We start from the raw sequence: 23,143 nt of genomic DNA on the forward strand, positions 1-23,143 counted from the left end.
TGAGAATACTCCGCAAGCCGTCAGGCAACCTTGCCCCTGACCGGAAAGAACGACTACAGTTCTGGTTCGAAAGATCTTTTCCCGGAACGCAGACGACAGGGAGCCATAATGAAAAAAGTCCTTGGCACTTTTTTACCGTTGTATACCACCACCCTGTTGATGTTGCTTGGTTCCGGCCTGCTGACGACTTACGTCTCATTGCGGCTGGCCCACCAGCAGGTCAGCGGCGGCCTGATTGGCGGCATCACCGCCGCCCATTACATAGGGCTGGTGATCGGCGGCAAAGTCGGGCACAACCTGATTGCCCGTGTCGGGCATATCCGTGCCTATGTGGCCTGTGCCGGAATTGTCACCGCCTCGGTACTGGGGCATGGCATTACCGACTATCTGCCGATGTGGATTTTTCTGCGCCTGATTATCGGTTTGTGCATGATGTGCCATTATATGGTGCTGGAAAGCTGGTTGAACGATCAGGCGGAAACCGAACAGCGTGGAATGATTTTTGGTTTCTACATGGCCGCAACCTATCTGGGGCTCTCCTTTGGACAGATTATCCTGATGACGGAGATTGGCTCCGGCAGCAGCAGTTTGCTGATTGTGGCTCTCTGTTTTGCGCTCTGTCTGGTTCCCATCGCCCTGACCACCCGCACCAATGCGCAGCCCATGACGCCTGCTCCTATGGAGCTGGGCTATTTTTTCCGCACCATCCCTAAAATTCTGCTGATCATTCTGATCACTGGCATGGCCGTCGGCGCGTTCTACGGTATGACGCCGGTCTACACCAGCCTGTTGGGCTTCAGCACCCAGCAAACTGGCCTGTTTATGGGGATCACCATTTTTGCCGGCTTGATCTCGCAGTTTCCTCTCAGCTGGCTTTCGGACCAAACGGACCGGCACCGGCTGTTACTGTGTACGGCGTTACTGTATGCGCTGGCTGCGCTGCCACTGATGCTGCCCTTTCGGTTTGATTTCTGGTGGGTGGTGCTGGCCGCCTTCATCACCAGCATGATGCAGTTTTCTCTCTATCCACTGATTGTGGCGATGGCAAACGACAGTGTGATGGCGGAACGCCGTGTTTCGCTGACCGCCTGCCTGCTGATGGCCTTTGGTGTCGGAGCCTGTATCGGTCCGTTGGTAACCGGTGCGCTGATGCAACCATTGGGCGGCAATCTGCTTTATGGCTTCTTTTGTCTCTGCGGGATCGGCATTGCCGTAATCAGTCAGCTTCATGCCAGAGTGCAACCGGAGACGAGTGATGCGGCCATTCCGCATGTCGCGATGCCAGACAGCCTGACCAGCTCGCCGCTCGCTGCCGCACTGAATCCTACCATTGCCGAAGAGGAGATTCAGGCGACGATGGTGAATACCGAAGAGGAGCAACCGGAAGTCGCGGAAAAATAAGCCCGACGGTAAATGCGTCTCATCAGGCCCGGCACTCAAGCCAGAGCCTGATGAAACATTCTTTCGTTGAAAGAACTGTTTGACGATGTTTGCCCGGTTTGATTACTATCATGCGACATTTTACTTTTCTTTTAGCCAAATACACAGAGGACATATCCCGCTCCGTAAGGATCTCAACGGACCGCTGACTGGTAATCATGATGATTATGAATAAAGCCCGTATTAACTCTTCCTCCTCCCGGCTGTTTTTGTCAGCCATTCTTTCCAGTGAACATCACTGGTGTAGTGGCCTTTAGGCATTCTCTCCCACGTTATTTCTTCAACAGACTTTTTTGTGGCGATCTGTTCGTGCCGCAACTCTGTCGCTGTTTTCTGAATTCATCATTTTTTCCGGAGAGAAAATGAAATACTGGTTGTTTTTAACTTTTGCCATTCTGGCGGAAGTGACTGGCACGCTGTCGATGAAATACGCCAGCGTCAGCGGTAACTTATCAGGTCACGCCGCAATGTATTTGATGATCACCCTTTCCTATATTTTTCTTTCACTGGCGGTCAGACGCATTGCCCTCGGCGTGGCTTATGCCCTGTGGGAAGGGGTTGGTATTGTGCTGATCACCCTTGGCAGCGTTCTGGTATTTGAAGAGGTGCTCAGCCCGTTAAAACTGGCTGGCCTGGCGGTGATGATCGGCGGTATCTGGCTGATTAAATCGGGTTCCCCTGCGCCGGAAAAGGCCGGCCACGCTCAGGAGGTCAGTCATGCCAGCCGGTGATGTTGTCCATTTGCTCTGGCTGGCGCTCGCCATTGTGCTGGAGATTATTGCGAATATTGCCCTGAAATGGTCTGAAGGTTTCCGGCGGCCGGTTTATGGGGTCGGTTCAATCCTCTGCGTATTAGCCGCCTTCAGTGCGTTGGGGCAGGCAGTAAAGGGTATCGATCTCTCCGTAGCGTATGCGCTGTGGGGCGGTTTCGGTGTCGCCATGACGATTTCAGCAGGCTGGATCCTGTTTGGGCAAAAGCTGAATGCCAAAGGCTGGGCAGGACTGGCCTTGCTGCTGTTGGGAATGGTGATGTTGAAGCTGGCATGAAAAAGCGGACGGCCTGCCATGTGGCAAGGCCGTTCAGTCGTCATTCAGCGACCTGCGGGTAAACAGGCGGGTGAGGATAATGGCAAATAAAGCAAAAGCACCGCCAAGGGCGGTATTTTCCAGACGGTGAGCCGCGACCGCCGTTTGCGACATCCCCAGGCTGGCAATCATAAACACCACCATCAGGGTGACAAAAAAACTGAAGACAAAATAAGATTTTGAAATCAGCGAGTAAGAGAAGGTAAACGCGATAAACCCGCAGAGGATAAATCCACAGGTCAGCAATAATGGCGTATGCCAGAAGTGGATCAGTATCGCGGCTACCACACTGCCGATCAGGGTCCCCGACACTCTTGCCCGCACGCGTGAAAGCGTATCCTGATAGTGATTGCGCAGGCAGAACAGCAGCGTCATTCCCGCCCAGTAGCCATTTTTCAGATGCAAAAGTTCCACCGTGGTCAGGACCAGGCACATGGTCAGCAAGGCAAAAATAACCGAGCATTGCAGATGGATCTTATGGTGATAGTCATGAGTGGTGGCGCGTAAAAAGCTCAGCCAGTAACGCGGGTTAAAGTCGTGTCGTTGAAAGTTGAAACGACGAAACAGCAGCGCCAGAAACAGCATCTGGACGAGGCCGCCTGCACCGGTCATTGCAGCACGCATGGCCGCATGTTCCAGCCCGCCCGCATAGTAACCTGATACCAGATAAGCGATGGACCACTGCAACAGCATCCACCAGGCGCTGCTGTCGACATCCGCCATCGCGACATAAAGTCCGGCATACAGCATGGCTCCGGCGATATAGAGCGGCAACAGGTTGCCAGCCAGACAGCCAAGCCAGCAGGAGAACGCCAGCCCTGAGGTGGTCACCAGCAGCAGCGACAGCGACGAGTCACCCCAGGTTTTGTTTGCGCCGAAGGCCTGCGTCAAAGCACCGCTGGCAATCACGCTGGCGGCGGAGACCTGATTTAACAGAAAACCGGCCAGGCAGATGGCGATGATGGCTGGCAGGCAGCACAGGCCCAGCAGGATATCGTGTCGTAACTGAGGAGCAGGGCGCATTAATTAACAGCATCTCCGGCGGCGGAAAAAAGCGATCTTGCAGAGGTAAATGGTTTTTGGCAAGACGCGCGACTGAGGGTGTCGAAACGAACAGCGCGATCGCCCTTAAAAGGTGCAGGAAAGCGCATGGCGCAAAGAATCAGCGACCTTCATGCCGTTCGACCTCACTCCGGCCCGCGTTTTCGGGCATCAGGCACAGAAGGTTTGCAAAACGCTGAAGTGCTGTTTAGGCTGTTGCGCAAGGTGATGGTGTTCCACCTTTCCCAACCGCCCCGCCCGGCCGGGGCTGATGACGCCTGATATCGCATCTTTTCACTATGAAGAGGATGGGGTTCAGGTGCCTGTCGCCTGCCTGACACCCCTCTCTGTAAACGTCTTGAGGACATGATGATCAAATCTTTAATTGCCGTCGTTATTGGGGGATCTGCGGGCTGTGTGGTCCGCTGGCTGCTGGGGATCCGGTTGAATGCGTTGTTTCCTGAACTGCCGCCGGGTACGCTGCTGGTCAATCTGGTGGGCGGCTTTATTATCGGTGCGGCGATGGCCTGGTTTCTGCGCAATCCGCAGATCGATCCGGCCTGGAAGCTGCTGATTACCACCGGATTGTGCGGTGGCATGACCACCTTCTCTACATTCTCGCTGGAAATTGTCACGCTGATACAGACCGGCAAGATGCTGTGGGCAATGATCTCTGTTTTTACCCATGTGGTGGGGTCGCTGTTGATGACCTTTGCCGGGTTCTGGCTGATGACGTTGCTGCTGGGATAAAACCACGGCTAAACCCATTGGCTTCTCCCGCTCTGGAAGGATGTCTGTCAACCGGGCAACTGCCTGACGGCAGGGACATCAGCGGCAGGATGCGCCATCCGTGGCGCGTTGTGCTACTCAAACAATCGTCTGGGGCGCAGGATCATCCTGAAGGTGTTTTTTGAAGTGTTTTTCGATCTGTTCCAGCGTTTTACCTCTGGTCTCTGGCGCAAAGAGGATGGCAAAAATCCCGCCTGCAATACCAATTGCTGTGAAGGCAAAGAATGTCATGGTCAGGCCAAAGGTTTCCAGCAGGATCGGGAACATAAAGGCAATGGAGAAATTGGTCATCTGCATGGCAAACACCGAGATTCCGTTTGCCATGCCGCGAATACGCATCGGAAACATCTCTGACAGCAGCAGCCAGGTGACCGGGGAGAGGGCACCCTGCTGAAAGCAGAGGAATACCAGCATCCCGGCCAGCACCAGATAACTGCGCAGCACATCAGGATGACCATCGACCGTTTCTGGCATCAGCCAGGTAATCAGACCAATCGCCAGCAGCGTACAGGTACAGCCAATCTGGCCGACCAGCAGCAGCGGTCGGCGGCCAAACCGGCTGAGCAGCATAATGCCCACAAAGGTCATGATGACTGAAATGACGCCGTTAGCGATGGTTGCCAGCAGTGAGGCGTTGGTGCCCAGCCCGGTGGCCTGCAACATGGTCGGCGCGTAAAACATAATGGTATTCACCCCCGACAGCTGTTGCAGCATCGCAATACCAATTCCCAGCGCCACCAGCCGCTTAATCCACACGGAAATGGTTTTCTGCCGCCGGGCATTTTTCTGGCTTTTCGGATCCATCGATTTACGGATTTCATTCATTTCACGCTCAACCATGCGGGAATGACGCGTGCGTTCCAACACGTCACGGGCTTCGCGGTAGCGCCCGTGCATCGCGTACCAGCGTGGCGTATCCGGCAGAAACAGCATACCCACCCATAAAATCACCGCCGGGACGCAGGCGACCCCCAGCATCCAGCGCCAGGTGGTTTCTCCGCCCCAGACTTCATTGATCGCTGCGTTGCTGGTGTAGGCGATCAGCTGGCCGGAGACAATCATCAGTTCCTGAAGCGTGACAAACTGCCAGCGACGATTGGCCGGAACAATCTCTGCAATGCTCGATGGGGCATACTACAAATAAAAATCAATAAGTTATATTTTTTAGGGGTGCTATTGGGGTGCCGGGCAGCTAAACTTATTGCATCCTTTTAAGTTCTTGCTTTGCCTCTTTCCTCTTTATATCAATGAAATCTGCCAGATCACTGACGTGAACCATGCGTGGGGATTTTTGGCTATCACCTATGCGGAAAGTTGGAAGTGGCAAATCACCGCATCCGGCCTTTTTATCTGCTGTCGCAGGTTTCATTCCAAGATAGCGCTCAGCCACAACTGCAAGCGGAATGGTTGATGTTTCGAATTCGGCCATGAGAAGAAAGATTGTATTCATTCGTTTTACCCTAAGTTTCACCGCTGCAACGGTATTTATATCGTGACGTGTCACACAGATAATTTGGTTTCGTGCCAACCCAGAGTTACCCAGCATTCTGACTCTTTTTTAAAGCAACAATCCTGAACGGGTAATGATTCATTACATTTTTTGCATTTCCGTTTGCTTAGTTCCTCATGAGAATTCAGTAATTCGGCATGATATTTACGGATCATTAATGCGATTAATTCCGTCCTGTCATAAGGTTCACGTCCAGGGCGTCTGGCCACACAGTCATAATCAAGCATTGCCAGTTCCTGAGAGTCGAGCATGACCTCTAACTTATATTCACCGGCAGCGGTTTGTCTGGCCCGTTGTGCGGCTTTTCTTTCTGCGGGTGATTTAGTCATTGTCTTTCTCCGCACGGTAGATTGCAGTGTTGATATCATTTAGCTTGAACTGAGCGTTTTTTATACGTGCACGACAATTAATATCTTCCCTTTTTAGTTTTTCCAGGCCTTCCCTGTGGTCCTTAATTTCTTGCCTAAGACTTTTCAGCTCCCAATCAACCTTATCCTCACCATCCGTAACCTTGCTAATCCAGTCAAAGGCATCTACCACTGCACCACACCTGCGGCAAGTCAGCATTCGATGGGGATCATCAACTAAAATATTCATGTGGCTACAATGGCGTGGCAAGTTTGCTGGATTGGGTTCTCTGACAAAATTACGCATTTCCCTGATATCTGAATTGCTATCGAACCTCTTTGTAAACGCCAGTACGTTTTCTGAATCATCTGGTGCATCAACATCACTCATCATCACCTCCCGGCTCCGGCGCTGCTGCCAGCAACCGCTCAACTTCTTGCCGCGCATCTGAACATTCAATCGCGCTGAAAGTACCGCAAGAGCCATCGCTATCAAGCAGCCTGTTTATGGCACATATCAGATCGCTATCTGCTGGCGTGGGCGGGGTGGTGTAGAATTGCAAGCCGATCGGCCAAACGCAATTAACATGGTCGCTGACCTGGACATCACCTATTTGCTGTTGGCATCCATCATCAACAATGCGATCAACTGGCTCAGCCTGCAGCGAGGCGAGAGCTATCTCCATTAGCTCAACCATGTATACCTTCTCTGGCACAGATTCAGAGGCAACCTTCCAGCGTTCAATCTCAATGCGGCAAAGTCCGATCAGCGCCAGCCGTTCTTCATTCGTCATCGCTCTTACTCCCGCTGTTGAGGCGCAGCACTTCAGCGCGCATCCAGTTAGCGCCTCGCATCCATGCATGGAGTTCATAGGCATTTCCTGCTGTGTGCTTATTTGCTTCAGTAATGTCAGCGACACTACCCGGCACAGCAACCCGGGCGGGCATGGGGTTGGCATATAGTTTATTAACTCCATCTGGAAGACCTGTGAAATCAGCGTCGTCAACTGGACCAGCGTTTAGCCAGTGATTGCCTGAGACCTCTATTTGAAAAACTGCCTCCTGTTCCCGCAGCGCCGCCAGCTCGTTCTCTGCTGTTATGGCCCTGTCAAAATTGATCCCGACACGCTCAGTTGCGACACTTAGTTCCGTTATAAGTCTGGCGCACTCTCCATTGCGTTGGTCGATAACCGCCTGCTGCTCAGCAATTCGCGCCGCCTGTATAGCAAACTTACGGGCCAGATAATCTGGTATTTCCTCATTCACACGCAGGTCACCCGGCAGGCATTTACCCTTCAAAATCCCGCGCATTTCATTAGCTGTAATTGTCATGCTGGCTTCCTCCCCGGGTTACTGAACAGCCACGGCTGCTGGCTGAGCGGTAGTGTTTTGTCGTATGGGCGCTGGTTCATGAATCTGACCCCTTCAGAAATAGAATCCAGTGAGTTTTGTCGGCCTTGCCGGTACGTTGCCAGACTGTCGGCTCTTGGTCCGTCAGGGCAATTATCTGGCTGGCTGGTATCTGCGTTTCGTTCCACTTAAAGATGAGAGTTCCTTGTGGCCGCAGTACACGAAACGCCTCAACAAATCCTTGTCTGATATCTTCCTGCCATGTCGAGCGGTTCAGGCGTCCATATTTTTTACCCATCCAGGCGTTTTCACCGACTCGAACGAGATGAGGAGGGTCAAAAACAACCTGAGAGAATGAATCGTCAGGGAATGGCAGAGCGCGAAAATCAGCAATAACGTCCGGCGTAATATGTAGCGGACGTCCGTCGCAAAGAGTGTGTGACTCACTGCGAATGTCAGCAAAAACGGTGCGAGGATCCGTTTTATTAAGCCAAAACATTCGACTACCGCAGCACATGTCGAGAATAGGGCGCTGGTTCATGAGGCACCGCCACTTATTTGAATAGATATGTTGAAATCGGGTGTCGAAATCTGGCCTTCTGTGCACTCAATGCCGAGCATATATTCAGCAATAACCAGTGCCAGGAGTTTGATCGACTCGTCTGGATTACCGCCCGTGATATGGTTAACCTCATCGACAACAGGTTGCATTTGCTCACCCATATTCATGAATCACCTTCCGTGCGCCGGAATTCAACCACCCATACCCACGGGTTAGCCACCCAGCTGTCAGCCCCATAGATGGATTGCCAGACATGATGAAAGTGCTCATGTGGCGTGGCGCTGTAATGATATCCGGGTATCGAGTTGTGGCCTCCAATGCAGCCCTCGGCAATAGCATCTCGCTCCGTCATGCTGTTTAGCCGCTCCACACGAACACCAGTAATCTCCAGCTTTATACGGGATGCCCAGCGCGGCATGTGGATTGATGGCGTCCACTTATCGACCACAGCTGGTTTATGGCATTTCTCAATTGGCACACGGTGCGTCTGCTGGGTCCAACTTTGCTGCTCACTGGCTTTATAAACCAGTGTGGCCACGTCAGTTGCCCGGCTGTGCACACGGAAAGTCTCACGCACCCATAGGCGATCACCTACTGCACCGAACGGGCAACGAACACGGATTGGCTTATTCAGGATCGGTGATTTACCAATGGCCCAGCAGGCCTTACTTTCATCTTTCGGGCAGGTGCTACTTAAAACCCAGCCTTGGAAATCATGGGCTGATGGGACACCTTTGACGATCCGGCGCGTCTGCGTCTTTCGACCGTCAAGAACTGCACGGACCATTTCAGCGTTGAAGATAATAGGGCGCTCACGCATGGTCGCCTCCCGCGATCAATGACATTAACCAGTTTCGGATAACGCGATATTCATCATTACGATACGAACCATCGGCATAGATGAACGGAAGTCTCAGGTTGTGCCCATTGCGTCGCAGATATTCCTTGCACCCTGACTCTGTAAAACATGCCGTGACAAACACGTCGATTTCCTGCATTGCGTACCGGTCATATCCGCGAGTATCCCGCCCATCTTGATAAAGCAGTTCCAGTCTAAGGGCTTTGAGGGGGGCAACCTCTTCGCCTTCCCAGACCCATGCAATGCGGCTAGGCGAATGCTCATCACTGCCGATGATTTCCTGTTTTTGGAAGACGACAAACATTGGCTGTTCAGTACAGCGGTTATCCTGCTCACGCAGGTGTTTGGCTATCTGGTAAAACTCTGTTGGGATGGCTATTGAATCACGCATGGTCGCCTCCCACGCACTCGCACAGACCGCACATCGCCAGGCTAATCGGGCTGGGGTCATCTGGATGGGCGATCACATCACACCGATAAACATTTTTACGGTAGCTAACTGAATAACCCCAATCACCTGTTTGCAATAATCGTCCTGTTGCCACACGGTGGCGTGTACTGCGCCCATTGGTTGTTGTGATTGTGAAGTTACATTTATCACCGATAGCGACAGGCTTCGGCTCTCCGGCGTATTTACCGCATTGTTGACACTTATGCATGGTCGCCTCCCTGCTCACCGGCGCGGAGTTGGGCGGCTACACCTTCTGCAATAAGTTCGCATTCGTGAACGATATCAATTGACTCTTGAGGGAATTCATCTTCGCAAGCCTTAAGCGCCACCACTACATTGCGGGCACCTTCAGCCATCCACTGTCGTTGCATTGAGTCAGTGCTGGGGTTTTTAATTTCGTCTGCCAGGTCAATAATCGCTTCCGCAATTTTGTATACCCGCAGCCCTTCATCATTCAGAACCTTATTCCGTCCTTTTCTGATAAAGAGAGGCTTACCAAGCTGTTCTTCAAATAGCGCCATCTGCTGTGACAGTGCGGACTGTGTGCGATTGAGTTCAGTTGCAGCAGCAAGGAAAGTTCCCCTTTTGTGGATGAGCAGAAGCCCCCGCAAAACACTGGTATCAATGTTCATTTCGCAGCACCTTCATTGAGTTGAGAAAGTTCCATAGCATCAATGTGTTGGAAAATCGTGGAAACGTATTGGACCTGATGAAGCGCATCTGCAAGGGCATTGTGCCGTTCACCGGTAAAGGGGATTTCTCGCTTAGGGTCAATACCTAAACGGCGACCGATTTCAACAATGGTTCTGACGTCTAAATCGTCGTAAAAATTCCAGAATGGTTGGATATTGGCGCGATGATATGCAGCGCGGAGAATGACGTTATCGAATGAAGCTCCGTTACCCCATACCTTGACCGACTTACCCACGCGGTTAGCTTTAATGAAAGCATTCAATTCGTGCAGGGCTACCAGAATACTTTTGGCTTCGCTGTCACATATAGCTGCGCGGGCTTCAGTACTCTGCATCATCCACCAAATTATTGTGGATGCATCAGGAACGGCACCGAGGGCCATTTCGCTATTGAGAAGAACAATTACTGAGAAAGTTGCACCGACATTACCGGTTGCCGGGTCAAAGAAAGCAGCTCCAATGGCTACAATGGGGGCGGTTGGTTTATTGCCCAATGTTTCTAAGTCAATCATCACGTTGTGCATATAATTTCCTGTTTTCAGGCTGCACGAATCCCTTACCAGAATTGGTAATAATTCGTTCAGCTCAAGCGTATTAAATTGGCTGGTGGGCGCTGCAACGCACCACAGCCAGACTCTCCCTTCAGACTGAAGGAGCGGCAGGAGTCGAACCTGCATCAGGGGGATCGGACCTGACTATCACCGGATACGTTCACATCGGTAAGAGCGTTCATCGCCTCTTTGGTGCGCCAGACACACCCGACAAGCGCTCTTACCTGATATGAAAAAGGACGGTTAGCAGGGCTATTGATCTCCCTGGTGAGGCGTACCCTGTAACCGTCAAGACAACACAGCATTCGTTTCGTGGGTTATAGGTGTAAACTTTTTTATCTGTAACTCACAATTGAAATGTAATAAAAGTTACCTTTGGTGTCAATAGGCGTGGTAACAAAAGTTACAGAAAGGATTTAGGGGTATAACCCCTTAGAACAAGGGGGGTGGGATTAAAGCTCTTGAAGTACCTGTACTACTTTGCCAAGAATGCGGCAAGTGTTATCACACTGAATTGGCTTAAATTGAGGGTTTAGAGGCATTAAATAACGGTAGGGACCGTCAACGACCATTTTTTTTACAGTGGCGTCAGAACTGCCATCAATGACAGCCACAACTATTTTCCCGTTTAAATCATCAAAAGACCCATAACTCGGTTCAACTATAACGGTTGACCCTTCTGGGATACTTGGGTATCCGTTTGGGTTTGTCATAGATTCGCCTCTTACATCCAGTGCAAACGCTTCTTCAGTAACCTTCACAGTAGTAGAGCACCATCTTATTACATCAACTAGCCTTGCAGCGGCATATGAATCAGTCCACCCCCCAGCTTGAACTGACGATATGACAGGAACCGTTATTATGGGGGGGGTAATAGGTTTTAGCTTTGTGTCATCCTGGACACGATCACCTGTACCGTAGAGCAGCCACTCAGGAGTACATGAAAGGGCTTTAGCCAGATGGTGCAGATTTTCACCAGCCGGTTTAACAGCCCCGCTCTCCCATTTGGTTACAGATACACGGCTAACACTAAGCAGATTAGCTAGCGCTTGTTGGCTGTATTCCATTTGGATTCGCCGTTGTCTTATACGGTCTTTCATATCTGTTTTCATGTAACCAATGTTACGCGAATCTAGAGTAAAAGATGTTTGCGTAATGATGTAACTTTTGTTACCTTCATTCAATTCTAAAAGAGGAACCATAAATGTATAAAGACCTTGTCATTAAGTACTTCGGTGGAGTTGTAAAAACTGCCGAAGCTTTGGGTATCAGGCACCCCGCAATTTCTCGGTGGGGTGTCGTAATCCCAGAAAAGCAGGCGATGCGTCTTGAGCGCATTACAAAGGGTGTGTTGCGTTATGAGCCTAAGCTTTACGCTGAACACCATAAACGATCAGTTAAAGCCTGATAACTACCAGCTGGTGATTAAAATGGTGGATCTAAAAAAATTAGTTATCCGTGTGTGCAGAGATAGTCAATTCACGAATACGCAAATTGCAGATCAGTTGGGAATGACTTTCTCGGAGTTCAATAACCGTCTGCACATGAAAAATGGCACCAGGTTTTTTGATATTCAGCATATGTCCGCTTTGCAGCTTATCGTTGGCTATCCGTTCCTGGCGGATTATTTTGCAGGGCAATTTGGAATGCTGGTGGTCAACAATCCGATACCTGAAGAAATCGACAACGTTGAACTGTTTAGCATTCAGTTAAGAGCTGACGCTGCACAAGGGAAGGTTGCACAGGCAAAAATCGATGCGGAGGAAGATGGCGTTATTGATAAGCAGGAGCTGAAGCACATCAGTCAGCAGGTAATGAATTCTGTCCGCTACACGATAAAGGGTTTTCTGGCGTGGGCTGCATTACATGGCGTTCAGGCAGATGCGATTGATTTGGTAGCTAACAGAAAAGTTGAGGGCCAGCAGGTTGCAGCCTCTGGCCCTCGTGGGTTGTGATGAAACTTAGGGAGAATCAACACTTGAACAGTTTACTCGTAAAAGCTGGTATTCCGCAATTGCGCGTCTTTGTGTTGCCTGGCGGCGCGTTTGTCTATGTAGAAAATATACCCGGTTCGCCGCTGCCTAACAACTACCAGCGCGATCTGCCCAGGGTAGATGTCGAGTCCCGTTGGAGCGAATTTAACAAGCTGGGGGGGCAGCAATGAACCCCACTGAATTTATTCATCAAAACATCGAAAAGCAGCTTATCAATGATGGTTATCCAAAGGATTTAGCCGTCATCGGAGCCAGAAAAGGCGTCGATCATTACCGTACCTGTTCGCAGGCGTCAAGAAAGGGCGCGATGTATGACGATTGTCTGTATATGGCCCGACAATATGCCTATATGCACACAGTTAAACGTGATCAGGTCAGCAAGCCAGTGAAGACAACTCGCAGCCGCAAAAAGCAGGCAGGGGGCTTGATTGGATGAGGAACACATCGAACCCTGGCAGGCAACCTATCGTGAGCGCTATCACGGCACCATCGTTGAAACTATTGGCATTGATACGGTTAACCAGCGCGTTATCTATCGCCGGAAAGGTTATGAGTATGAATGTGTATGCCCTCGCAGGGACTGGAAGAAGAAATTTGAGAGGGTGCTATGAGCGTTAAGTTATCTGCTTACGTATGGGATGGCTGCGCGTCATCAGGGATGAAGATCACCAGCGTGGCGATTATGGCGCGGCTTGCTGATTTTTCCAGTGATGAGGGGCTGTGCTGGCCGTCTGTAGCCACAATTGCGCGTCAGATTGGCGCTGGTTCCAGCACTGTCAGCAAGGCTATTGCAGGTCTTGAGCAGGATGGATGGTTGATCCGAACGGCACGAAGAAAGGGCAACCGTAATGCATCAAACATGTATCAGCTGAACGTCAAAAAGTTGAGAGATGCGGCTTTATCTCACACTCCAGATTCTGAAGCATCAAAATCTGACGTATCAAATTCTGACTATTCAGATTCCGAAGCATCAAAATCTGATGCATCAAATTTTGACCCGTCAGAAAACGCAGATAAAACCCGTTTTGACCCTCCAGAATCTGGATACGATCCGTCAGTAAATTCAAAACATGATCCATCAGATAAAAAAACTATTTGTCAGCCTGCTGCGCAGTCCGACCCTGAAGTGATTTTGACTGACATGGCTAAACAGGTTCTGGCCCATCTGAATCAGGTAACAGGTCAGCGTTATCAGGTCAGCAGGACATCGCTGGAAAATATGCGGGCCAGGCTGGCAGAAGGTTTTACCGCTGATGAACTGATCCTGACGACAGATTATCTCAACGCGAAGTGGCGCGGCGATCTGCAAATGGCTGAGTATCTCAGGCCGGTGACAATGTTCCAGCCGACAAAATTTCAGGGATATCTGACCGGGGCAAAAAACTGGCAATCAGCCGGTCGCCCAGCCTGCGTAAACGGGGAATGGGTGCGGGGAAATGGTGAAAGCATCAGTGGCAGACGCGAGGATCACACAGAACGTGATGCCGCCTGGCGTCGTTTCATCGGTAGCGCAAAGCCATTGAGAAATCCCAGCAATCTGGAGCAGACCGTCAAAGCTGAGGCCAGCAAGGCCGGTGTACGCAGCATGAATACCAGTTTCGCGGTAAGCCGCTGGAACAGCATATGGAAAGACTGCTCCCAGCGCCTGAATGGAGGGAATGCCGCGTGAATATTCGTGAGAAGGTTATCGAATTTATTCGTTTAAACCCTGGTTGTACCTCTGCACAAATTGCTGATGGATCGGGTGTGCCGCGTCGTCTGGTTCAGCCGCTGATGAGTGAATTATCCGTTGAGGAAGTTGTGGTTCGTAGCGTTTTTAAAACGCATCCGTTTTTCTACCGGCTGGCTGAAGAATCTGACCGCGCGACCCTGGGCGAGAAATACCGGCAGCATCGCTGTATCGCTGAAGACCTGGAAAAGAGGAATCTGTGGCGTCGTGCTGCGCGTGAGTGGCTGATGGCGATGGACGCGACGAAGGATGAGGCAGCGAGGGACAAGGCAACAGCCCGCCGTGAACACTGCATCATGCGTGGTCACTATGGCGTCAGCTATGAGACGTCAGGGGTGCGTGTTTACAGCGCCCCGGTAACAGATATGTGGAGGGACTGATGCAACAGAAACTGAAAGCGCATTTCCTCAGAAACGAAATTTTTTATCACAGCATTCGCACTTCAATAGTGCTGATCGCGCTGGTGGTATTTACCCTGGCTATGGAGATGGTAATCGCATGAGTTCACTGTCAATAGTTCATAAAAATCGCGATGACTCAAATACCGATATTGTTCCACGTAAAACTTATTTTGCCGGGTTGAAAGAATTTTATGTGGAGCCGGGTTACAACGTCCGAGAGATTGACCAACAGCACGTTCAGGAGTTTTGCGAGGCATTTATTGCGGGTGAAGAAATTCCTGCGCTGGTTGTCCAGGTAACGGAAAAGGGACTGAAAATCATTGATGGTCACCACCGTTACTACGGTGCAGTTATGGCAACCGAAAGGGGCCATGAAGTGGCGAGGCTTGAGTGTAAAGATGCGAAAGGCACGGAGGCTGATCGCATTGCACTGATGGTGACAAGTTCACAAGGGAAGGCCTTGTCCCCACTGGAACGCGCAGCGGCTTATCAGCGCCTGATGAATCAGGGCTTTACTGAAGGGGAAGTGGCGAAAAAGGTCAAGCGGTCTGTAGCTGATGTTGAGCATCATTTGCAGCTGCTGGAATGTGGTGACGAACTAATCAGCATGGTCAGGACAGGAGAGGTGGCCGCAACCACAGCGGTATCAATGTCGCGAGAGTTTGGGGTTAAGGCGGGAACGGTCGCCACACACGAACTGGCAAAAGCTAAAGCCGCAGGGAAAAAGAGGCTCACCAGAGCTTCTGCTATTCCTCAGTTTAACGCCATTAAGGCGAGGCGACTGGTGGAGCTGATGGCTGCATTCGAATTTGATGATGATGGTTACACTGCGGCTGATGATATTTATCTGGAGGCTATGGGGATTATTGCCGAATTCCGTGATTTTCAGGGGAAGTCGGAAAAAGCGGAAGGGGCTGAATCATGAAATACAGCGTGATATACGCCGATCCTCCCTGGCAGTATGGCAACACGGTAAGCCGTGGCGCGGCAGATAACCATTACAGCACGATGACACTGACTGAACTGAAGCGGCTCCCTGTGTGGGAGCTGTCAGCAGAAAACGCAGTGCTGGTTATGTGGTATACCGGCACACATGATGAGGAGGCAAGAGAACTTGCCGAGGCATGGGGGTTTGACGTCCGTCAGATGTTCCTTTTCACCTGGGTAAAGTTTAACGCAAGGGCAGAGGAGCGTTTCAACAAAGCGTTGAATGAGCAAACGGTTTACGACTTCACAGAACTGCTTGATATGCTCAACGCAGAAACCCGCATGAATCCCGGAAATTATACGCGGGGAAATCAGGAATCTGCGCTGGTGGCCGTCTGCGGAAATGGTCTGGAACGTGCCAGCAAATCGGTAAAGCAGGTGATCTATTCCTGCCAGGGTGAACACAGCACTAAACCGGCAGAGGCCAGATTCAGGCTTGAGCAGCTTTACGGGGATGTTCCACGCATTGAACTGTTCGCCCGCCGTCCTGCTGATGGCTGGCACATATGGGGTAATGAGTGTGATAACAGCATTCAACTGGTGCCTGGGAGAGTGGTTTGAAGCTGACTTTACCATTCCCGCCCAGCGTAAATGGTTACTGGCGTTCCACAGGGAAGGGAACGCTAATCAGCGCAAGAGGGCGCACATACCGAACGAATGCGATAGCATCAGTGTATGCACAGCTAAAGCGTCGTCCACAGCCAATAACCCACGATATTGATGTTCATGTCATCCTGTACCCGCCGACCCGCGCTAAACGTGATTTAGATAATTTTCAGAAGGCGCTGTTTGATGGTCTGACCCACGCTGGCGTGTGGGCTGACGACAGTCAAATCAAGCGGATGCTGGTGGAGTGGGGCAGCGTGACATGTCACGGCAAGGTGGAAGTAACGATCAACGAATTTCATCAACAACAGGAGTCGCCAGGGTTGCTCTGACAGAACACAACATGTACATTTGATCAGTGAATTGCCACTCGTTTGCAGACGGTGGCAGTCTGAAAACAAGGGAGAAAACAATGCATCAGTTACTCGTAATTGACGGCGTTTCTGTCCGTCTGGATAAATCAGGTCGCTATTGCCTGAATGATTTACACCGCGCTTCAGGAGGAGAGGAACGGCATAAGCCCGGAAACTTCTTTCGCCAGGACAATATTAAAGAGCTTTGTGCAGAAATTGACCGTTGCTCAGATATGAGCATCGCTTCGGTAGAGTCAATTCGTGGTGGGGCAGGTCAGGGTACATACGTATGTAAAGAACTGGTCTTTGCCTACGCTATGTGGATCAGCCCATCATTCAATCTGAAAGTCATCCGGACATTTGACGCTGTTGCATCTGGTCAGGCTATCAGTCAAAAAACAGACCAGGTTCAGGCTGGCGTCATTCTGCTCGAATCAGCAGCCCGCATGCTTAACTTCTCAAACTCTTCCAAACTTGGCGCATACCAGAAACTTCAGGATTTTGCCGGTCTGCCAGATATGATGCCTGTGTACGCCATCGATGCACCAGCAGGATCACAGGATGGCTCCAGCAGGCCAACAACCTCGTTAACCACTCTCCTTCGTGATAAGCGCCTGGATGTAACCACCAGTGAAGCGTATCGGCGGCTCGAACGTCTTGGACTGGTAGAACGTCTGACGCGGCCAAGCAATTCTCGCAACGCCAGCAACGGGCAAAAAAGTTTCTGGTGTGTCACTGCCAGAGGTTTGCTTTACGCGAAGAACGTGACCAATCCGAAAAGCCCGCGTGAAACACAGCCGCATTTTTACACATCGAAATCGGATGAACTTATCCGTCTGATGCTTACTTCGACAGCTGTTTAAGGGGTAGGCATGAGAGCAATATTAACCCCGTTTCGTGTGAATGAATTGGGGATGGTTCTGCTGAAGCCTGGCCGGGATTTGTGGCCGGTGTTCAGCCATCGTCGCATTCTGGTCAGTTCCGTACCAGAATTTATGGCGGACCTGCCGGTAGGTGCTGTTTCTGATGCTGACCAGCCGCTGATGGATGATCCCGCGATTTTCGAATTTCTGTGCAATGAAAAAGTGATACTGGCTGCGGGTAGTAAATCAGCTATGGAATTCTGGTTGATGACTCAGCGGGGTTGTCAGTGGAAAGATGATTATCACAGCAAAGATGATACCTCCCTGATTACACAACATGGCGTTGTGCGTTTGTGTTTCCATCATGATAACCAGCTCCGCGAGATGGTTTCTGCTGATGGCGTGGTAAAGCTTTCCAGGAAGAATGCTGCTGAGTGGGTGATGCATACAGTACGACTGGCTCTGTCATTGCCGGAAGGTCATCAGTTATCGCTGCCCGAACTCTGCTGGTGGGCAACGCTCAACAACGTTATTGATTTGATGCCAGAATCCCCGGCACGGCGGGTGCTGAAACTGCCGAAGCCTGCACCGTTAGTGGGTGTTTTGAAAGAGTCTGCAATAGCACCATACAGACCTGCCAGCGATATTTTGCAGGAAGTGGCTAAACAGGTTGTTGAATTAGCCATTGACCCGGAAACACCTGAATCGTTCATGTTGCGTCCCAAACGCAGGCGATGGGTAAATGAGCCGTACACCCGTTGGGTTAAGGCTCAGCCCTGTTTATGTTGCGGGAAGCAGGCTGACGATCCTCATCACCTGATCGGATACGGGCAGGGCGGAATGGCAACCAAAACCCATGACCTTTTCACACTGCCGCTGTGCAGAAAACACCACGATGAATTGCATGCTGATACTAACGCATTCGAACGGCGTTATGGTACTCAGCCAGAATTGCTGCTGCGCATTCTCGACAGAGCGCTGGCTATCGGGGTTATCGCTACGGGTAGAAAGAATTCAGGAGGTAAGGATGCGTAATATTCAGCTTGTGCTTGAGCGCTGGGGAAACTGGTCAAAACATCGGATTGAGAGCGAGGTTGGGTACTCAGCGATAGCGGGTGGATTCAAAGGATTGCTGCCTGAGAATGCCAGCAGCATTAGTTGCACAGACAATGATGCGATGATTGTTGATACCTGTGTGGGCAGACTGAAACAAAAGCGCCCTGATGAATATGCGTTGCTGGTGGACCATTACATAAGGGATATTTCAAAGCGGGCGTTGGGCAGAAAGCTGAAGCTGTCAGAGGGCATGATCCGCATAAAGTTTCAGATGGCTGAGGGATTTATCGACGGGTGTCTGTCAATGCTGGATGTTGAGCTGGAGATGGATCACTCGTTCTGAAAATGTGGCCCACATAAGGGCCACTCTAATAATTATGGTAAAAGCAGACCGAAAAAAGCAAATAAGAGATAGCATGCTGTAGCAGCAAACCACAGGAAAGAATAAACCTTCATCCAGTTATGTATTTTTATGTTCTTATCATCAAAGAAAGCATATCCGGGATCGTTGTTTGCCATGAAGCTTATTTTTTTTCTGTGACTTAATTTTATGAAGAACCTTAAGACCGGAAATACCCAAAGAATCCAGTCGTATAAAAAAAGATGCAGGGGCCGGGAAAATCGTATTTTTCTCTATAGGCAGATACTAATTCGTAATAATCGTATCGTTTTAATGCATAAATTATAAGTGACACAATAAGAAGACAGCAGCCCATCCCCCCGAAAAATAACGATGTACCAGCCAATAATTTGTTAGTTATCATAATATTCAATTACTTTGTTAACTATTGTCTCTACGCCTGAGCTACCAGCATATCCCCCTGCAACTGACCCCACAACAGCACATGCGACACCCCCGGTGCCTGCTGTCACTATTCCAATAGCAGCACAACCAGCTAACGCGGCAGAGCTACCCCATGCACCACCCAGCATTCCGCCGCCTGTAGTAAGAGCAAATTTTGAATAGTCTCTCACTGCGATTTTACCACAATCGCCTTCACGCCCTTTCGCGCAGGCTTCTGCTATATCATTTGTCGTTCCGGCGAAACCGAATCCAATCCCAATTAGCCCTCCATTTTTCATGTAACGCGCTGCTCTGGCCGCATTACCCACATAATAGGAATAACCGGGAATACCACTCAGCCCTGACGTTGACCACTCATGCACAATGGATTTACTCGACAGGTTTAACGCCCGCTTCAGATTTTCATACTGGCGGAATTTAACTGTATAGCGGGCCAGCGATTTTAACAGCGGCTTGTTGACCAGCTCCTTTAGCTGATTCAACAGCTGATTGCGCTCGACAAAAAACTGCTGGCTGATAAGCGTCCCCTGAGTGCGGAACTGATTCTGATAGCTGACCTCAATTTTTTTCAGTGTCTGCTCAATGGCCCTGAAATAGCGTTCACCCGCATCACCTGCGGTGCTGAAAATCTTGTCTCCGGCACCGGTCAGCGCGGCAATCATCCCATAATGTTTATGCATAAAACTGGCGGCCTCTGTGTCCACACCAATAAATGCGGAATTGGTTTGATTCTTTGCCTGCCGAAGCGTGTTGAGCATATGCATTGTGAGCTGAGTAGGTGTATCAGGATCAGCCACAATCAGTATTTGTCCGGGCTTCAGATACTGTGTATCCGCATTGAGTTTCATAAAAAGCTGGGTAGCAGGGGAGCGAATATCCCTGAACAGTTCCCGCGCCTGGTAATCCAGCGTACCGGGCCTTTCCACCACACAATATCCGGGGGCTATATTACGCGCCATGATTCCATTCTCCGTTCGTTGTTAACTGGACATGATGATTGCCACAAGGGGCAGTACCAGATTTGTCAAAAAACCGCGATAAATATAAATAATTCTACTGCGTTACGCAAAAAGTGTTGTAACCTGCTAAGAGTGGTTACTTTGACACACCGCTTAACATTGAAACCTCGCCAATCGGCGGGGTTTTTGCTTTCTGCACAACAGATAAGCTGCCTGACGTGGTATCGCGGTGCGATGTACTCGTGTTGTGAAAAAGGCGGCTTTTCGTTGTGGTGAATGCGTAGACTGATGCGTTTGTCGTGAAGGGCGTATTTCAAACCAGATGGGTCACTGATTTACTACGATGAGATGCGGGATTATGCGACCCTCAGGAGTTCCGCACAAAGCCGGAGATCAGCACTGGCCGCCACACATTAATCAGCTCGGTAAGCAGGATAGACCGGGGTTCGATTCCTCGTACTGAGCACCATGATTGAGCCGCAACCATAACTGTCAACTCGTCTGTACGTGGTTGTCACGTTGCGGACATCTAATTCACCCCGGCATCGACAAATGCGGAAATTAGCTTAAGGCGCGGGGTGTTTTATTAGCTTATATCCCTACGGGGGCTATACAGCGTACCGTTTACGACGATGAATCCTTTCTTGATCCACTGCGTAACTTGCTGGCTCATTACGCCTGCATGCCGGGCAAATTCGGCTTGATTGCCGTCAAACTTCTCTTCAATGTATTGCAGTAACGGCATGGGATTACTCCGCAATAATTTTTGGGTTTACGATCAGATATGAACTGCCGTGTTCGTCTTCCATTTCGACCGCATCAAATCCGAGATGAGCAGCTACACGACCGCGTAAGCGCTGCATTTCCCAGCTTGCATCATTTGTGCAAGAGCGAGGGGAAAGGATATCAGCAAAAGAATCGTCGCATTTATCGTCAACGATGGCTTCAGCCAGATCTTCAACCTCATCAATTTCTAATTCAGTGCGCAGGAATTCAACAACATCATTAATTCGCTCGTTGAGAGATGAGTTGTCAGCAATGCTCGAAACATCATAAGAATGCACATGCTCTCCGTGAGAGCCAGCAATTTCACTATCCTGTGATGCAAACACGCCGTCAAAAACATTATCGCCAGTCATTGCGAAAGCGCCAACTTTGATAACCGGTGCTGCTTTGCTGTGTGAGCCGTGAAAGAGTTTCATGTTGATTATCCAGTTTGTCGTCGATGTATGTATAGTAAAACGCTTTATGCTTAGTGTAAAGCATTTTACTATATATTCTTTATTTTTTTCTTTTGCGCCCCCGAATCACACTCAGATATCTCCTGTCATTTTTCGGGACGGCGCAATTTCTTTCCAACAGCAAGCCGCCATCATCCCGGTGGCGGGGTAACAGCATGTCTTCAGATAACGATCCGGGCTTTTGGGCCAGCGTGGTGTTGTGGCTCTATGCCCATAAAACAGAATGGGGATATGCGGGAGTAGCCGGTATGTTTTCATTACTGCGCAGTGCCTATGCAAAAAGCCCCTGGTCAAAACGAGTTCTCGACGCTGTGTCATGCAGCGCACTTGCCTTTTTCGCAGCGCCAACACTTCAGGTTATCGGTGCTCTCATGAACTGGACAATTCCCGACGCTGCCGCACAGGTTTTCGCTGTGTATATCGGCTACGTGGGTAATGACTATATCAGTGAAAAATTGCGTGGCTGGATCAGCCGCAAATCAGGAGATGCTAATGACGGGCAGTGATAAAACTCGCGGGATCCGCAACAACAATCCAGGAAATATTCGCTGGGGCGATGACTGGAAAGGTTTAGTCCCACAGGCTCAGCGCACAGATAAGTCGTTCTGCCAGTTTACAAAGCCTGAGTACGGTATCAGGGCGATGATTATCATTTTGCGAAATTACCAGAGCAAATACGGTCTGAAAACTATCACTGGCATCATTACGCGCTGGGCACCACCGAATGAGAATGACACTCCGGCTTATATCAAAAGCGTGGCTACGGCGACAGGCACTGATGCTGATAAACCAATCGACCTGACCGACTCACGAAAACTCTTTCCGCTTTTACAGGCGATTATCAAACACGAGAACGGCAGTCAGCCCTACGCATTTGACGTATTTGTGCGGGCGCTCGACCTCGTCTGAAAACAGGAGGCGTCATGGCTGTTATCAACTTCTTCAGAAACTATTCACACCTCATTGTTATAGCGCTTATCTGCGGAGCGCTCTGGATGCTGAATGCCAGAAATCTCCAGCTTGAGGCAACAAATCACAGGCTTGAACAACTGACGGACAGTAAAGACAACCAGATAAACGATCTGCGCTCAAAGAATGACGGTTTGGCCGACAGCGTCAACGACCTCGCCAAAGCAGTGCAGCAGCAAAACGGGGTTATGTCTCAGGTTGCAGAACAACGGGCTGTCACAGCACAGCAGAACAGGAAGCTCCAGAATGAAATCAAGCGTTATCTCGCGGCTGACAAGTGCGCTGTTGCTCCTGTTCCCGCTGATGCTGTTGACAGGTTGCGGGACGCAGCAAAAGCCGCAGGTGGAGTACAGGACAATAAAGCAGCCGCATCTCAGCCTGCCAGCCCAGCTGACAAGCCCAATTGATTTACCGGAGATTGCGCCCGTCCTGACATACGGCGACAGCGTTGCACTGAATGCTGACCTGATCGCGCTGGTGGGCCAGTGCAATATTGACAGGG

The 23,143-nt window shown here is 50.3% G+C and carries 38 protein-coding genes and 1 riboswitch; of the genes, 21 read left to right on the plus strand and 17 right to left on the minus strand.

All coding sequences use genetic code 11. From position 1 onward, the window contains the following. Positions 1-108: 108 nt before the first annotated feature. The 3 genes from AC3RPL_RS25950 (at position 109) to mdtI (ending at position 2,487) form a co-directional block, all read left to right on the plus strand. Positions 109-1,401, plus strand: a complete 1,293-nt coding sequence (locus tag AC3RPL_RS25950) for an MFS transporter (protein WP_490742063.1) — start codon at positions 109-111, stop codon at positions 1,399-1,401. A 401-nt stretch (positions 1,402-1,802) separates the two neighbouring features. Continuing rightward, on the plus strand, positions 1,803-2,171 hold the full coding sequence (mdtJ, locus tag AC3RPL_RS25955; RefSeq protein ID WP_490742064.1) for a multidrug/spermidine efflux SMR transporter subunit MdtJ: 369 nt from the start codon (positions 1,803-1,805) through the stop codon (positions 2,169-2,171). Continuing rightward, positions 2,158-2,487, plus strand: coding sequence for a multidrug/spermidine efflux SMR transporter subunit MdtI (mdtI, locus tag AC3RPL_RS25960; RefSeq protein ID WP_034933745.1), 330 nt, complete (start codon positions 2,158-2,160; stop codon positions 2,485-2,487). The genes mdtJ and mdtI overlap by 14 nt, the downstream gene beginning before the upstream one ends. A gap of 33 nt (positions 2,488-2,520) precedes the next feature. Here mdtI and AC3RPL_RS25965 read toward each other — a convergent pair whose 3' ends face one another. Then, the gene (locus AC3RPL_RS25965) at positions 2,521-3,549 is read right to left on the minus strand and encodes an FUSC family protein (RefSeq protein ID WP_490742065.1); all 1,029 of its coding nucleotides are present in this window, start codon (positions 3,547-3,549) and stop codon (positions 2,521-2,523) included. Between the two features lie 233 nt (positions 3,550-3,782). After that, positions 3,783-3,855, plus strand: a riboswitch (Fluoride riboswitch). A gap of 81 nt (positions 3,856-3,936) precedes the next feature. Here AC3RPL_RS25965 and crcB point away from each other — a divergent pair. Continuing rightward, the gene (crcB, locus tag AC3RPL_RS25970) at positions 3,937-4,317 is read left to right on the plus strand and encodes a fluoride efflux transporter CrcB (protein WP_490742066.1); all 381 of its coding nucleotides are present in this window, start codon (positions 3,937-3,939) and stop codon (positions 4,315-4,317) included. Positions 4,318-4,434: 117 nt separating this feature from the next. Here crcB and AC3RPL_RS25975 read toward each other — a convergent pair whose 3' ends face one another. The 13 genes from AC3RPL_RS25975 to AC3RPL_RS26035 form a co-directional block, all read right to left on the minus strand. After that, complete coding sequence (locus AC3RPL_RS25975; RefSeq protein WP_490742141.1) at positions 4,435-5,475, minus strand: sugar porter family MFS transporter; 1,041 nt, start codon at positions 5,473-5,475, stop codon at positions 4,435-4,437. 79 nt (positions 5,476-5,554) lie between these two features. After that, positions 5,555-5,806, minus strand: coding sequence for a pyocin activator PrtN family protein (locus AC3RPL_RS25980; protein ID WP_490740718.1), 252 nt, complete (start codon positions 5,804-5,806; stop codon positions 5,555-5,557). 50 nt (positions 5,807-5,856) lie between these two features. Beyond that, complete coding sequence (locus tag AC3RPL_RS25985) at positions 5,857-6,195, minus strand: hypothetical protein (RefSeq protein ID WP_490740719.1); 339 nt, start codon at positions 6,193-6,195, stop codon at positions 5,857-5,859. Then, positions 6,188-6,604, minus strand: coding sequence for a hypothetical protein (locus AC3RPL_RS25990; protein WP_490740720.1), 417 nt, complete (start codon positions 6,602-6,604; stop codon positions 6,188-6,190). The genes AC3RPL_RS25985 and AC3RPL_RS25990 overlap by 8 nt, the downstream gene beginning before the upstream one ends. Then, entirely contained in the window at positions 6,597-7,007 is a 411-nt protein-coding gene (locus AC3RPL_RS25995) for a hypothetical protein (protein WP_490740721.1), read from the minus strand. Before AC3RPL_RS25995 ends, AC3RPL_RS25990 begins: the two co-directional genes overlap by 8 nt. Then, positions 6,997-7,545, minus strand: coding sequence for a YfdS family phage-associated protein (locus tag AC3RPL_RS26000; protein WP_490740722.1), 549 nt, complete (start codon positions 7,543-7,545; stop codon positions 6,997-6,999). Before AC3RPL_RS26000 ends, AC3RPL_RS25995 begins: the two co-directional genes overlap by 11 nt. 76 nt (positions 7,546-7,621) lie before the next feature. Next, positions 7,622-8,104: a class I SAM-dependent methyltransferase gene (locus AC3RPL_RS26005; RefSeq protein WP_490740723.1), complete on the minus strand. Its 483-nt coding sequence runs from the start codon at positions 8,102-8,104 to the stop codon at positions 7,622-7,624. Further along, positions 8,101-8,292: a diguanylate phosphodiesterase gene (locus AC3RPL_RS26010; RefSeq protein WP_490740724.1), complete on the minus strand. Its 192-nt coding sequence runs from the start codon at positions 8,290-8,292 to the stop codon at positions 8,101-8,103. Before AC3RPL_RS26010 ends, AC3RPL_RS26005 begins: the two co-directional genes overlap by 4 nt. Beyond that, positions 8,289-8,945 carry a hypothetical protein gene (locus tag AC3RPL_RS26015; protein WP_490740725.1) on the minus strand — a complete coding sequence of 219 codons (657 nt, stop codon included), beginning with the start codon at positions 8,943-8,945 and terminating at the stop codon, positions 8,289-8,291. Before AC3RPL_RS26015 ends, AC3RPL_RS26010 begins: the two co-directional genes overlap by 4 nt. After that, entirely contained in the window at positions 8,938-9,375 is a 438-nt protein-coding gene (locus AC3RPL_RS26020; protein ID WP_490740726.1) for a hypothetical protein, read from the minus strand. The genes AC3RPL_RS26015 and AC3RPL_RS26020 overlap by 8 nt, the downstream gene beginning before the upstream one ends. 260 nt (positions 9,376-9,635) lie before the next feature. Further along, positions 9,636-10,067, minus strand: coding sequence for a LysR family transcriptional regulator (locus AC3RPL_RS26025; protein WP_490740727.1), 432 nt, complete (start codon positions 10,065-10,067; stop codon positions 9,636-9,638). Beyond that, a complete protein-coding gene (locus tag AC3RPL_RS26030) occupies positions 10,064-10,651 on the minus strand; it encodes a 3'-5' exonuclease (RefSeq protein ID WP_490740728.1) in 588 nt (195 codons plus the stop codon). The genes AC3RPL_RS26025 and AC3RPL_RS26030 overlap by 4 nt, the downstream gene beginning before the upstream one ends. Before the next feature lie 479 nt (positions 10,652-11,130). Continuing rightward, positions 11,131-11,790 (minus strand): LexA family protein, encoded by a 660-nt coding sequence (locus tag AC3RPL_RS26035; protein ID WP_490740776.1) that lies wholly within the window; start codon positions 11,788-11,790, stop codon positions 11,131-11,133. Between the two features lie 92 nt (positions 11,791-11,882). On the opposite strand from AC3RPL_RS26035, the gene AC3RPL_RS26040 reads away from it, so the two are divergent. From AC3RPL_RS26040 to AC3RPL_RS26105, 14 genes are all read left to right on the plus strand, one after another. Next, positions 11,883-12,086, plus strand: a complete 204-nt coding sequence (locus tag AC3RPL_RS26040) for a Cro/CI family transcriptional regulator (RefSeq protein ID WP_490740729.1) — start codon at positions 11,883-11,885, stop codon at positions 12,084-12,086. Between the two features lie 22 nt (positions 12,087-12,108). After that, positions 12,109-12,633, plus strand: a complete 525-nt coding sequence (locus AC3RPL_RS26045) for a YmfL family putative regulatory protein (protein ID WP_490740730.1) — start codon at positions 12,109-12,111, stop codon at positions 12,631-12,633. Positions 12,634-12,656: 23 nt separating this feature from the next. Beyond that, positions 12,657-12,842 carry a hypothetical protein gene (locus AC3RPL_RS26050; protein ID WP_490740731.1) on the plus strand — a complete coding sequence of 62 codons (186 nt, stop codon included), beginning with the start codon at positions 12,657-12,659 and terminating at the stop codon, positions 12,840-12,842. After that, positions 12,839-13,108: a hypothetical protein gene (locus tag AC3RPL_RS26055; RefSeq protein WP_490740732.1), complete on the plus strand. Its 270-nt coding sequence runs from the start codon at positions 12,839-12,841 to the stop codon at positions 13,106-13,108. The genes AC3RPL_RS26050 and AC3RPL_RS26055 overlap by 4 nt, the downstream gene beginning before the upstream one ends. Beyond that, positions 13,101-13,283 (plus strand): DUF4222 domain-containing protein, encoded by a 183-nt coding sequence (locus tag AC3RPL_RS26060; protein ID WP_490740733.1) that lies wholly within the window; start codon positions 13,101-13,103, stop codon positions 13,281-13,283. The genes AC3RPL_RS26055 and AC3RPL_RS26060 overlap by 8 nt, the downstream gene beginning before the upstream one ends. Further along, positions 13,280-14,341, plus strand: a complete 1,062-nt coding sequence (locus AC3RPL_RS26065; RefSeq protein WP_490740734.1) for a conserved phage C-terminal domain-containing protein — start codon at positions 13,280-13,282, stop codon at positions 14,339-14,341. Before AC3RPL_RS26060 ends, AC3RPL_RS26065 begins: the two co-directional genes overlap by 4 nt. Further along, positions 14,338-14,781 carry a PerC family transcriptional regulator gene (locus tag AC3RPL_RS26070; RefSeq protein WP_490740735.1) on the plus strand — a complete coding sequence of 148 codons (444 nt, stop codon included), beginning with the start codon at positions 14,338-14,340 and terminating at the stop codon, positions 14,779-14,781. The genes AC3RPL_RS26065 and AC3RPL_RS26070 overlap by 4 nt, the downstream gene beginning before the upstream one ends. Then, positions 14,781-14,903, plus strand: coding sequence for a hypothetical protein (locus AC3RPL_RS26075; protein WP_490740736.1), 123 nt, complete (start codon positions 14,781-14,783; stop codon positions 14,901-14,903). Before AC3RPL_RS26070 ends, AC3RPL_RS26075 begins: the two co-directional genes overlap by 1 nt. After that, positions 14,900-15,727, plus strand: a complete 828-nt coding sequence (locus tag AC3RPL_RS26080; protein ID WP_490740737.1) for a ParB/RepB/Spo0J family partition protein — start codon at positions 14,900-14,902, stop codon at positions 15,725-15,727. The genes AC3RPL_RS26075 and AC3RPL_RS26080 overlap by 4 nt, the downstream gene beginning before the upstream one ends. Further along, complete coding sequence (locus AC3RPL_RS26085; RefSeq protein ID WP_490740738.1) at positions 15,724-16,350, plus strand: MT-A70 family methyltransferase; 627 nt, start codon at positions 15,724-15,726, stop codon at positions 16,348-16,350. Before AC3RPL_RS26080 ends, AC3RPL_RS26085 begins: the two co-directional genes overlap by 4 nt. Beyond that, the gene (locus AC3RPL_RS26090; protein WP_490740739.1) at positions 16,347-16,727 is read left to right on the plus strand and encodes a RusA family crossover junction endodeoxyribonuclease; all 381 of its coding nucleotides are present in this window, start codon (positions 16,347-16,349) and stop codon (positions 16,725-16,727) included. Before AC3RPL_RS26085 ends, AC3RPL_RS26090 begins: the two co-directional genes overlap by 4 nt. Positions 16,728-16,807: 80 nt before the next feature. Next, positions 16,808-17,611, plus strand: coding sequence for a KilA-N domain-containing protein (locus tag AC3RPL_RS26095; RefSeq protein WP_490740740.1), 804 nt, complete (start codon positions 16,808-16,810; stop codon positions 17,609-17,611). A gap of 9 nt (positions 17,612-17,620) precedes the next feature. After that, complete coding sequence (locus tag AC3RPL_RS26100; protein ID WP_490740741.1) at positions 17,621-18,646, plus strand: DUF968 domain-containing protein; 1,026 nt, start codon at positions 17,621-17,623, stop codon at positions 18,644-18,646. Then, entirely contained in the window at positions 18,639-19,010 is a 372-nt protein-coding gene (locus AC3RPL_RS26105; protein WP_490740742.1) for an antiterminator Q family protein, read from the plus strand. The genes AC3RPL_RS26100 and AC3RPL_RS26105 overlap by 8 nt, the downstream gene beginning before the upstream one ends. Before the next feature lie 410 nt (positions 19,011-19,420). Here the strand turns inward: AC3RPL_RS26105 and AC3RPL_RS26110 are convergent, their stop codons facing one another. The 3 genes from AC3RPL_RS26110 to AC3RPL_RS26120 form a co-directional block, all read right to left on the minus strand. Beyond that, positions 19,421-20,431, minus strand: coding sequence for a hypothetical protein (locus AC3RPL_RS26110; protein WP_490740744.1), 1,011 nt, complete (start codon positions 20,429-20,431; stop codon positions 19,421-19,423). Between the two features lie 586 nt (positions 20,432-21,017). Continuing rightward, entirely contained in the window at positions 21,018-21,176 is a 159-nt protein-coding gene (locus AC3RPL_RS26115; RefSeq protein ID WP_490740745.1) for a hypothetical protein, read from the minus strand. Between the two features lie 4 nt (positions 21,177-21,180). Further along, positions 21,181-21,633 carry an AcrIF11 family anti-CRISPR ADP-ribosyltransferase gene (locus AC3RPL_RS26120; RefSeq protein WP_490740746.1) on the minus strand — a complete coding sequence of 151 codons (453 nt, stop codon included), beginning with the start codon at positions 21,631-21,633 and terminating at the stop codon, positions 21,181-21,183. Positions 21,634-21,827: 194 nt separating this feature from the next. On the opposite strand from AC3RPL_RS26120, the gene AC3RPL_RS26125 reads away from it, so the two are divergent. The 3 genes from AC3RPL_RS26125 to lysC all read left to right on the plus strand — a co-directional run. After that, positions 21,828-22,178, plus strand: a complete 351-nt coding sequence (locus AC3RPL_RS26125; RefSeq protein WP_261666908.1) for a phage holin, lambda family — start codon at positions 21,828-21,830, stop codon at positions 22,176-22,178. After that, complete coding sequence (locus AC3RPL_RS26130) at positions 22,165-22,581, plus strand: structural protein (protein WP_490740747.1); 417 nt, start codon at positions 22,165-22,167, stop codon at positions 22,579-22,581. The genes AC3RPL_RS26125 and AC3RPL_RS26130 overlap by 14 nt, the downstream gene beginning before the upstream one ends. A 306-nt stretch (positions 22,582-22,887) precedes the next feature. Continuing rightward, a partial coding sequence (gene lysC / locus AC3RPL_RS26135; protein ID WP_490740821.1) for an Rz1-like lysis system protein LysC occupies positions 22,888-23,143 on the plus strand: 256 nt, incomplete at its 3' end.

Source organism: Erwinia papayae (genome assembly GCF_058241465.1).

What these genes read in the sequence shown, in the direction of transcription:
- AC3RPL_RS25950 (WP_490742063.1), top strand. Translation starts at nt 109, where the DNA reads ATGAAAAAAGTCCTTGGCACTTTTTTACCGTTGTATACCACCACCCTG.
- mdtJ (WP_490742064.1), top strand. Translation starts at nt 1,803, where the DNA reads ATGAAATACTGGTTGTTTTTAACTTTTGCCATTCTGGCGGAAGTGACT.
- mdtI (WP_034933745.1), top strand. Translation starts at nt 2,158, where the DNA reads ATGCCAGCCGGTGATGTTGTCCATTTGCTCTGGCTGGCGCTCGCCATT.
- AC3RPL_RS25965 (WP_490742065.1), bottom strand. Translation starts at nt 3,549, where the DNA reads ATGCGCCCTGCTCCTCAGTTACGACACGATATCCTGCTGGGCCTGTGC.
- crcB (WP_490742066.1), top strand. Translation starts at nt 3,937, where the DNA reads ATGATCAAATCTTTAATTGCCGTCGTTATTGGGGGATCTGCGGGCTGT.
- AC3RPL_RS25980 (WP_490740718.1), bottom strand. Translation starts at nt 5,806, where the DNA reads ATGAATACAATCTTTCTTCTCATGGCCGAATTCGAAACATCAACCATT.
- AC3RPL_RS25985 (WP_490740719.1), bottom strand. Translation starts at nt 6,195, where the DNA reads ATGACTAAATCACCCGCAGAAAGAAAAGCCGCACAACGGGCCAGACAA.
- AC3RPL_RS25990 (WP_490740720.1), bottom strand. Translation starts at nt 6,604, where the DNA reads ATGAGTGATGTTGATGCACCAGATGATTCAGAAAACGTACTGGCGTTT.
- AC3RPL_RS25995 (WP_490740721.1), bottom strand. Translation starts at nt 7,007, where the DNA reads ATGACGAATGAAGAACGGCTGGCGCTGATCGGACTTTGCCGCATTGAG.
- AC3RPL_RS26000 (WP_490740722.1), bottom strand. Translation starts at nt 7,545, where the DNA reads ATGACAATTACAGCTAATGAAATGCGCGGGATTTTGAAGGGTAAATGC.
- AC3RPL_RS26005 (WP_490740723.1), bottom strand. Translation starts at nt 8,104, where the DNA reads ATGAACCAGCGCCCTATTCTCGACATGTGCTGCGGTAGTCGAATGTTT.
- AC3RPL_RS26010 (WP_490740724.1), bottom strand. Translation starts at nt 8,292, where the DNA reads ATGAATATGGGTGAGCAAATGCAACCTGTTGTCGATGAGGTTAACCAT.
- AC3RPL_RS26015 (WP_490740725.1), bottom strand. Translation starts at nt 8,945, where the DNA reads ATGCGTGAGCGCCCTATTATCTTCAACGCTGAAATGGTCCGTGCAGTT.
- AC3RPL_RS26020 (WP_490740726.1), bottom strand. Translation starts at nt 9,375, where the DNA reads ATGCGTGATTCAATAGCCATCCCAACAGAGTTTTACCAGATAGCCAAA.
- AC3RPL_RS26025 (WP_490740727.1), bottom strand. Translation starts at nt 10,067, where the DNA reads ATGAACATTGATACCAGTGTTTTGCGGGGGCTTCTGCTCATCCACAAA.
- AC3RPL_RS26030 (WP_490740728.1), bottom strand. Translation starts at nt 10,651, where the DNA reads ATGCACAACGTGATGATTGACTTAGAAACATTGGGCAATAAACCAACC.
- AC3RPL_RS26035 (WP_490740776.1), bottom strand. Translation starts at nt 11,790, where the DNA reads ATGAAAACAGATATGAAAGACCGTATAAGACAACGGCGAATCCAAATG.
- AC3RPL_RS26040 (WP_490740729.1), top strand. Translation starts at nt 11,883, where the DNA reads ATGTATAAAGACCTTGTCATTAAGTACTTCGGTGGAGTTGTAAAAACT.
- AC3RPL_RS26045 (WP_490740730.1), top strand. Translation starts at nt 12,109, where the DNA reads ATGGTGGATCTAAAAAAATTAGTTATCCGTGTGTGCAGAGATAGTCAA.
- AC3RPL_RS26055 (WP_490740732.1), top strand. Translation starts at nt 12,839, where the DNA reads ATGAACCCCACTGAATTTATTCATCAAAACATCGAAAAGCAGCTTATC.
- AC3RPL_RS26065 (WP_490740734.1), top strand. Translation starts at nt 13,280, where the DNA reads ATGAGCGTTAAGTTATCTGCTTACGTATGGGATGGCTGCGCGTCATCA.
- AC3RPL_RS26075 (WP_490740736.1), top strand. Translation starts at nt 14,781, where the DNA reads ATGCAACAGAAACTGAAAGCGCATTTCCTCAGAAACGAAATTTTTTAT.
- AC3RPL_RS26080 (WP_490740737.1), top strand. Translation starts at nt 14,900, where the DNA reads ATGAGTTCACTGTCAATAGTTCATAAAAATCGCGATGACTCAAATACC.
- AC3RPL_RS26085 (WP_490740738.1), top strand. Translation starts at nt 15,724, where the DNA reads ATGAAATACAGCGTGATATACGCCGATCCTCCCTGGCAGTATGGCAAC.
- AC3RPL_RS26095 (WP_490740740.1), top strand. Translation starts at nt 16,808, where the DNA reads ATGCATCAGTTACTCGTAATTGACGGCGTTTCTGTCCGTCTGGATAAA.
- AC3RPL_RS26100 (WP_490740741.1), top strand. Translation starts at nt 17,621, where the DNA reads ATGAGAGCAATATTAACCCCGTTTCGTGTGAATGAATTGGGGATGGTT.
- AC3RPL_RS26105 (WP_490740742.1), top strand. Translation starts at nt 18,639, where the DNA reads ATGCGTAATATTCAGCTTGTGCTTGAGCGCTGGGGAAACTGGTCAAAA.
- AC3RPL_RS26110 (WP_490740744.1), bottom strand. Translation starts at nt 20,431, where the DNA reads ATGGCGCGTAATATAGCCCCCGGATATTGTGTGGTGGAAAGGCCCGGT.
- AC3RPL_RS26115 (WP_490740745.1), bottom strand. Translation starts at nt 21,176, where the DNA reads ATGCCGTTACTGCAATACATTGAAGAGAAGTTTGACGGCAATCAAGCC.
- AC3RPL_RS26120 (WP_490740746.1), bottom strand. Translation starts at nt 21,633, where the DNA reads ATGAAACTCTTTCACGGCTCACACAGCAAAGCAGCACCGGTTATCAAA.
- AC3RPL_RS26125 (WP_261666908.1), top strand. Translation starts at nt 21,828, where the DNA reads ATGTCTTCAGATAACGATCCGGGCTTTTGGGCCAGCGTGGTGTTGTGG.
- AC3RPL_RS26130 (WP_490740747.1), top strand. Translation starts at nt 22,165, where the DNA reads ATGACGGGCAGTGATAAAACTCGCGGGATCCGCAACAACAATCCAGGA.